This is a genomic window from Hymenobacter sp. (assembly GCF_035709525.1).
In the GTDB taxonomy this organism is placed as follows: domain Bacteria; phylum Bacteroidota; class Bacteroidia; order Cytophagales; family Hymenobacteraceae; genus Hymenobacter.
On record NZ_DASTEP010000037.1, the window covers coordinates 1 to 7,249 of the forward strand.

The window sequence follows — 7,249 nt, forward strand, 5'->3', positions numbered from 1 at the left end:
CCGTGAACTAAGTTCACGGGGAGGACACTCCGGCCCCGACGACGACCACCGCCTAACTTGGGGTGGGGCAGCACGCTACGCGAGTGGTAGGGCAGCGTGAGTTGGTCGTTGAGCTCGCGCACCGTGATAGTGCGGCGCTCCAGCTCGGTAGTTTCGTAGAGCGAGGAGTTGAGGTAGGGCAGGTGGCCGTAGCGCTTCCTGATTTCGGCGGTGCGCTGGTCGGCGGGCTTGTTGAGGACTTTAAAAAACAAGTCGTTCAGGGTATCAAAATCGGGGAGCAGGGCGGGCGTCAGAAACCGGAACTGCTCGGTGAGGGCGGCCGGGTTGGTGGCGTGGTAGCGGCGCAGCTGCCCCTCCAGCAGCTTCAGAAACAAGAGGCGGTTGACCCAGGTGAGGCACAGCTCGAGGGCCACGCCAAAGAGCTGGGCCGCGGGGGTAGCCCCGTAGGCCTGGCGCTCGGCGGAAGGCAGGTCGGCCAGCCGGTCTTCGCTTTCGAGCACCTCAATGGTGTTGCGCAGCAGCGAGCCGGCGTGCTCGCGCTCGGCGGGGGCCACGCGCTTGATGAGCTTGCGGCCCTTGTCGGGCACTTCCTCTAGCCCGATGAGGTAGAGCAGCTCCTCGTAAAAGGCCCGGTTGAGGGTGTTGGCATCCTGGGCAAAGGGGGCCTTGAGCAGGTGCGGTGCCTGAAAGAGCTTGGCCCGCGTGAGCAGGTCGCGCTCGGAGGCGGTGGCGTGGCGCAGGTCGAGGTAGGCAAAGGCGAACTCGCCGGTTAGCTCCGCCAAAAAGGGCCGGGCAATTTCGTTGTAAAAAAAGGCGGTAGTGCTACCGGCCTTCTTGCCGGCGGCCCAGGCTAGGAAGTCGTTTTTGAGGCCGGTATGGCGCCAGAACAGCCGGTCAAAATCCAGCGCGTCGAACACAAACCACTCGTAGCCATTGGTGACGACGAGGCGGCGCAGGTTGTCGGCCACCCCGGCGTGGCGGTCTTGCAGGTAGTAGAGCAGCAGCTCGTGCATTGCCTTGCGGTTGAGGTCGGCGACGGTTACCATCTCGCTAGGGTTAGCGAATTTCTTCACCTCAATGAGCAGCCCCACGGCGCTGGCCTCGGTGGGCCCGAGGCGCACCACCATGTCGCGGCGCTGGCTCACGTTGAGGTAGTGCCCCGGCCCCAGCACGCCCGCGTGGGTCAGAAAATCGCGCAGGTGGGTTTTGAGGTGCTCCTCGCTTTCGTTCGGGTTAATGGCGGCCAGCAGCTGGGCCTGCGCCCCGGCAAAGGCATCGAGCTGGGCGCGGGTGGGTTTTTGGCGGCGAAAAGCGAGGTCGAGGGCCTGGGTGGGCGTTTCGGGGCGGAGCGTAAGCATGGCGCGAATGTAGGGCGCGGGCGCGGGGCTGTCGGCGCGGCCCGCGCCCGCTGCGGCTTCGTGGCGCGAACCTTTGCCCCATGGCTGAGGTTTAGCCGCCAATCTTTCCCACTCCCGCTTTATGACCGAAGAAGCTCGCCAGCACGTAGTCGATGCCGATGACGAACACCTCCGCCACCTCATCCACGAGCACCTGAAGGTGTTTGCCAAGTTCACCTCCGAAAACTGCGCCATCTGCGAGGCGCTGTCGCCGGGCTTCGCCAAGTTTGTGGATGCGCCCGAAAACGTGGGCATCCTCTTCGTGCGCCTGAACTCGGACGAAAACCCGGTGGCCAAAAAGATGATGCAGCAGAAAGTAGCCCCCTTTTTCGTGAGCTACTGCCAGGGCCGCCTGCTCGAGTGCGATGCCCTCACCACCGATGCTGAGGTAGTGGCCCAGCTAGAGCGCCTGCGGGCCTTTGTGCCGGTGAAGTAGCGGTTGTTAGTAATACGTTGGGTCATGCTGAGCGCAGCGAATCATCTCTGCCGCCTCGTTGGGGGAAGCGGTAGAGATGCTTCGCTGCGCTCAGCATGACCCAACGTATTTTTGCTTTCCTGACCTCGTCGCCTACGTTGTTTTTCCTCCTCTCCAAAACCCTCGATTTCGTGCTGCTGCCGGCCGTGTGGCTGGTGGCCCTGCTGCTGGGCGCGCTGGCCTGCCAGCCCAGCGGCCGCAACCAGCGCCGCTGGCTGCAAGCCGCCGCCCTGCTGGTACTGCTGGGCACCAACAACGCCCTCGTAAACGAAGCCCTGCTAGCCTGGGAGCGCCCACCCGTGGCGCTGGCCGCCGTGGCCCCGGCCGATGCCGTGGTGCTGCTCACGGGCATCACGAGCGGCAGCAAGTCGCCGCACGACCGGGTGTATTTGCAGCACGGGGCCGACCGCCTCACCCATGCGCTGTGGCTGTACCGGGCGGGGCGGGCGCGGCGCATCATCATCACGGGCGGCTCGGGCGCGGTATTCAGCGCCGGCAATACCGAGGCCCAAGACCTGGCCACGCTGCTGCGGCTGGCGGCCGTGCCGGCGGCTGATATTCTGCTCGAAGAGCGCAGCCGCAACACCCGCGAAAACGCTAAATTCACCAAAGAACTACTGGCTCAGCACGCCAATATCAAGTCTCTGGTGCTGGTTACGTCGGCCTTTCACCAGCGGCGGGCCATCGGCTGCTTTGCTAAGGTAGGCTTGCACCCGCAGCCTTTTTCGGCTGACTTTTATAGCACTAACCGCAGCTGGGCACCCGACTACTGGCTGGTGCCAGACATCGACGCCCTGAGCCGCTGGAGTCTGCTGCTGCACGAAATGGCCGGGTACGTTGTGTATAAGGTGGCGGGGTATTGCTAATGTAGCGTAAGCTTTAGCTTGCGAGCGAGCGCAGCGAGCAGCCACGTAAGAGCACGTTTGCTAACGTTAGTTTACGCCGCTGCTCGCTGCGCTCGCTCGCAAGCTAAAGCTTACGGCACACAGAATGGAAGCCCGCAAAATTATTCACCTCGACATGGATGCGTTTTACGCCTCCGTGGAGCAGCGCGACGACCCCGCCCTGCGCGGCCGCCCCGTGGCCGTAGGCGGCGCCCGCGACCGGGGCGTGGTGGCCGCCGCCAGCTACGAGGCCCGGCAGTTTGGGGTGCGCTCGGCCATGCCATCGAGCACCGCCCGCCGCCGCTGCCCCGAGCTAGTTTTCGTGAAGCCGCGCTTTGAGGTGTACCGGGCCGTGTCGGCGCAGGTGCGCGCCATCATGGCCGACTACACGCCGCTCATCGAGCCGCTATCGCTGGATGAGGCCTACCTTGACGTGACCGCGCAGCTGCCGCCCCACGCCACGGCCACGCAGTGGGCCCGCGAAATGCGCGCCCGCATCAAAACCGAAACCGGCCTCACGGCCTCGGCGGGCATTTCCTACAATAAGTTTCTGGCCAAGCTGGCCTCCGATTACCGCAAGCCCGACGGCCAGTTTGTAATCAGGCCGCACGAGGGCGCGGCCTTCGTGGAAAAGCTGGCGGTGGGGCAGTTTCACGGCATCGGGCCGGCCACGGCGGCGCGGATGCAGGCGCTGGGCATCTTCACGGGCCACGATTTGCGCCAGCAGGAAGAGGCGTTTTTGCGTCAGCACTTCGGCAAGGCCGGCGGCTACTACTACGCCATTGCCCGCGCCGAAGACCACCGCCCCGTGCAGCCCGACCGCGTGCGCAAGTCTATCGGCTCCGAAACCACGTTCTTCCAAAGCCTCACCGAACCGGCCGAATTCTACGAAAGCCTCGCGCCGCTGCTGGCTGGCGTGTGGGCCAGCGCCGAGCGCCTGGGCGTAGTGGCCCGCTCAGTCACGCTGAAAATGAAATACGACGACTTTCGCCAAATCACGCGCAGCCGCTCGGCGCTTTCGCCGCTGCGCACGCTGGCGCAGTTTACGCAGGTGAGCCACGAGCTGCTGGCCCCGCTACTGCCGCCCGCGCAGGGCGTGCGGCTATTGGGGGTGGCCTTGTCGGGGCTGGAGGGCGCGGATGGGGGAGGCACGGGGCAGCAGCTGGGGCTGGGTTTGTAAATCCTGGCGTATTACCCCACCCCCGGCCCCTCCCCTCCGGGAGAGGGGAGCCTGTCGGTGAGTTAAGAGTTTTGAATTGAGAGTTTTGAGTTACTGAACTCTTAACTCAAAACTGAGAACTCAAAACTCGTCCGGCTCCCCTCTCCCAGAGGGGAGGGGCCGGGGGTGGGGTAATACGCTTACTCCGATTTTCCCTCCTCCACCTTTTCTTCCCTAATCCACACCGACTTCTGGTTCACAAACTCCCGGATGCCCAGGTACGACAGCTCGCGCCCGTAGCCCGATTTCTTCACTCCGCCAAACGGTAGCTCGTTCATCGACTTCACTAGCCCGTTGATGAACACCGCGCCGCTTTCTAACTGGCGAGCCATCTGGCCGGCTTTCGCGATATCTTTCGTCCACACCGCCGCGCCCAGGCCGAAGCGCGAGTCGTTGGCGAGGCGCACGGCCTCGTCGGCATTCTGCGCTTTGAAAACCAGCGCCACGGGACCGAATAGCTCTTCAGTATACGCCCGCTGGCCGGGCTGGACGTTGGTGAGAACCATCGGGTTGAAGCGCGGCGAAGCGGGGTCGGGCTGGCCGCCGGCCAGCTCTACTTGCGCACCCTGGGCCACGCTGTCGTTCACCTGCTGGGTCAGGGTTTCGGCCAGGTCGAGGCGGGCCAGCGGGCCGTAGTTGGTGTCTTCTTCGAGCGGGTCGCCGTAGTGCAGGGCTTGCAGGTTTTCCTTGAGTAGCCGCACAAATTCGTCGTGAATACTTGCTTCGATGATGAAGCGCTTGGCCGCGATGCAGCTCTGGCCGGCATTCAGCATGCGGGCCTGGGCGGCGGTTTTGGCGGCGGTAGGCAAGTCGGCATCGGCCAGCACGATGAACGGGTCGGAGCCGCCGAGTTCCAGCACGGTTTTCTTGATGTGCTGCCCGGCGGCGGCGGCCACGGCCGCGCCCGCCCTTTCGGAGCCGGTGAGGGTAGCGGCGGCCACGCGGTCGTCGGCGAGCAGGCCGGCTACCGGCTCGGTTTCGATGAGCAGGGTGCGGAAGGCGGCGGGCGGCAGGCCAGCGTCGTGAAACAGCGTTTCGAGGGCCAGGGCGCACTGCGGCACGTTGGGCGCGTGCTTGAGCAAACCCACGTTGCCGGCCATGAGGGCGGGCGCGGCAAAGCGCACTACCTGCCACAGCGGAAAATTCCAGGGCATGATGGCCAGCACCACGCCCAGCGGCGCGTAGCTCAGGTAGCCGCGCCCGCTTTCGACGTTGATTTCCTCATCGGCCAAAAAAGCCTCGGCGTGCGCGGCGTAGTAGTCGCAGCAGGCGGCGCACTTCTGGGCTTCGGCGCGGCCGTCGCGCACGGGCTTGCCCATTTCGATGGCCATGAGGTGGGCCAGCTCGTGCTGGCGGCGGCGCAGCAGCTCGGCCGCGCGGCGCAGCACGGCGGCGCGCTCGGCATAGGAGGTAGCGCGCCACGCGGCCGCCGCCTGGTGCGATTCGGTCAGTATTTGTTCGACTTCAGCGGCCGAGAAAGCCGGAAACTGGTGCAGAACTTCGCCGGTGTAGGGGTTGTGCGATTCGATAGCCATAGGGAAAGAGCAAGGGCCGGTTGGGCAACTTTATTCGGGCTAAAACCCTATACCTGGCCGCAGGGTTGTGCCGGCCCCGGCTGGGGCGGTAGCATTGTCTTCGAAACCTGCTATTTTCGCCCGCAGTTGCCGAACGATTAGGCGCATCCCACCCGTTATGTTCAAATCTGTTATTCGCCGTGTCTGACGAATCCCTTATCTCCACCCCCACCGCCGCCGAAGCGGCGCTGGTCAGCCGCCTGCGCGCCCGCGACGAAACGGCCATGACCGAGTTTTACGACCGCTACTCGGCGGCGCTCTACGGCGTGATAAACCGCATCGTAAAGGCTGAAGACGAGTCGGAGGACGTGCTACAAGAAGCGCTGGTCAAAATCTGGCACGCCATCGAAACCTACGATTCCAGCAAGGGCCGCCTTTTCACATGGGTTGTGAATATTAGTCGAAATTTAGCGATTGATAAAATCCGCTCGCGCCAGCACCGCGTAAGTTCTCGCACCCAGGGCCTCGACGATAGCCTGACCGCCCAGCGGCAGGCCGCCCCGGATACTTTTCGCCCCGAGCACGTTGGCCTGCAGGATATTACCAAGCAGCTAGTGCCCGAGCAGCGCCAGGTTATCGACCTGCTCTATTTCGGCGGCTTCACCCAGAGCGAGGCGGCCGAAGAACTCAACCTGCCGCTAGGCACCGTGAAAACCCGAGCCCGAACTGCCCTCAAGGTTCTCGCCAAACTTATCCGCTAACCGCGTCTGTCTTTATCGTGGAAAATTATCAAGCAATTATCGAATCTGGCCGCCTAGAGCAATACGCTTTGGGCGAACTCGACCCCGCCGCCCAGGCCGAGGTAGAGGCCCAGGCCCGCCGCTACCCCGAGGTGCGCCAGGAGCTCGACGACCTTCTCGCCGGCCTCGGCGTGTATGCCCAGGCGTACGCTATCACGCCGCCCGCCGGCATGCGCGAGCGGGTGCTCGGTCGCGTGCTCGCCGACATCAAGCAGACGACCGCGCCCGTGGCGGCTGCGCCCGTAGCCCCGGCGGCCCCCGCTGCTGAGGTACCCACCATGCGCGTTTCGGCCTCTAACCCGCACGTAGCCAGCGCCGCAGCCCCCGTGGCCGCGCCCGCTACCCGCCGCAGCAACGGCTGGGCCATTGCCGCCTCGGTAGCCCTGCTGCTGAGTCTGGTTGGCAACGCACTACTGTACTCCAACTGGCAGAAAACTAGCCACGACCTCACCGTAGCCCTGAACGAGCAGACGCGCTACGCCGCCAGCACCCAGGTGATGGAGCGCCGCCTCAGCAGCACCCAGGAGCAACTGCACGTGCTGCGCTCGCCCCAGGAGTATAAAATGGTAGCCCTGGCCGGCACGCCCGCGCACCCCAGTGCCCAGGCCCGCGTGCTCTACAACAAAGCCTCGCACCGCGTGTACCTCGACGTGGCCCAGCTACCCCCGCTGCCCCCCGGCAAGCAGTATCAGCTCTGGGCCCTCGATAACGGCAAGCCTGTCGATGCTGGGATGCTCACCGCCGCTACCACGGCTGGCGACGGCCTCCAGCAGATGAAGGACATCGCCAGCGCCCAGGCCTTCGCCATGACCGTGGAGCCCACCGGCGGCAGCGCCGGCCCCACCCTCAATACCATGACGGTGATAGGCAATATCTAGACGCTAAGCGAAGTTTATCGGTGGCTATGCCACTGATAAGCAGGCAGTGAGAGGCGGCGCGCTGCTTCCGGCAACGGAAGTA

General features: G+C 64.5%; 7 protein-coding genes. 5 read left to right on the plus strand and 2 right to left on the minus strand.

All coding sequences use genetic code 11. The annotated features are described in order from the left end of the window. A partial coding sequence (locus VFO93_RS03200; protein WP_422653709.1) for a DUF7149 domain-containing protein occupies window positions 1-1,358 on the minus strand: 1,358 nt, incomplete at its 3' end. Window positions 1,359-1,479: 121 nt separating this feature from the next. Between VFO93_RS03200 and VFO93_RS03205 the strand changes: the two genes are divergently transcribed. The 3 genes from VFO93_RS03205 to dinB all read left to right on the plus strand — a co-directional run bounded on the left by VFO93_RS03205 (window position 1,480) and on the right by dinB (window position 3,936). Next, a complete protein-coding gene (locus VFO93_RS03205; protein WP_325132873.1) occupies window positions 1,480-1,833 on the plus strand; it encodes a thioredoxin family protein in 354 nt (117 codons plus the stop codon). 95 nt (window positions 1,834-1,928) lie between these two features. Continuing rightward, a complete protein-coding gene (locus VFO93_RS03210) occupies window positions 1,929-2,738 on the plus strand; it encodes a YdcF family protein (protein ID WP_325132874.1) in 810 nt (269 codons plus the stop codon). 124 nt (window positions 2,739-2,862) lie between these two features. Further along, window positions 2,863-3,936, plus strand: a complete 1,074-nt coding sequence (dinB, locus tag VFO93_RS03215; protein WP_325132875.1) for a DNA polymerase IV — start codon at window positions 2,863-2,865, stop codon at window positions 3,934-3,936. A 179-nt stretch (window positions 3,937-4,115) separates the two neighbouring features. On the opposite strand, the gene VFO93_RS03220 is transcribed toward dinB, so the two are convergent. Next, window positions 4,116-5,510, minus strand: a complete 1,395-nt coding sequence (locus tag VFO93_RS03220; RefSeq protein WP_325132876.1) for an NAD-dependent succinate-semialdehyde dehydrogenase — start codon at window positions 5,508-5,510, stop codon at window positions 4,116-4,118. Between the two features lie 179 nt (window positions 5,511-5,689). Between VFO93_RS03220 and VFO93_RS03225 the strand changes: the two genes are divergently transcribed. Both VFO93_RS03225 and VFO93_RS03230 read left to right on the plus strand, forming a co-directional pair. Beyond that, window positions 5,690-6,250 carry an RNA polymerase sigma factor gene (locus VFO93_RS03225; protein ID WP_325132877.1) on the plus strand — a complete coding sequence of 187 codons (561 nt, stop codon included), beginning with the start codon at window positions 5,690-5,692 and terminating at the stop codon, window positions 6,248-6,250. A gap of 17 nt (window positions 6,251-6,267) precedes the next feature. After that, window positions 6,268-7,167, plus strand: a complete 900-nt coding sequence (locus VFO93_RS03230) for an anti-sigma factor (RefSeq protein ID WP_325132878.1) — start codon at window positions 6,268-6,270, stop codon at window positions 7,165-7,167. The last annotated feature ends 82 nt before the right edge of the window (window positions 7,168-7,249 follow it).

What these genes read in the sequence shown, in the direction of transcription:
- VFO93_RS03205 (WP_325132873.1), top strand. Translation starts at nt 1,480, where the DNA reads ATGACCGAAGAAGCTCGCCAGCACGTAGTCGATGCCGATGACGAACAC.
- VFO93_RS03210 (WP_325132874.1), top strand. Translation starts at nt 1,929, where the DNA reads ATGACCCAACGTATTTTTGCTTTCCTGACCTCGTCGCCTACGTTGTTT.
- dinB (WP_325132875.1), top strand. Translation starts at nt 2,863, where the DNA reads ATGGAAGCCCGCAAAATTATTCACCTCGACATGGATGCGTTTTACGCC.
- VFO93_RS03220 (WP_325132876.1), bottom strand. Translation starts at nt 5,510, where the DNA reads ATGGCTATCGAATCGCACAACCCCTACACCGGCGAAGTTCTGCACCAG.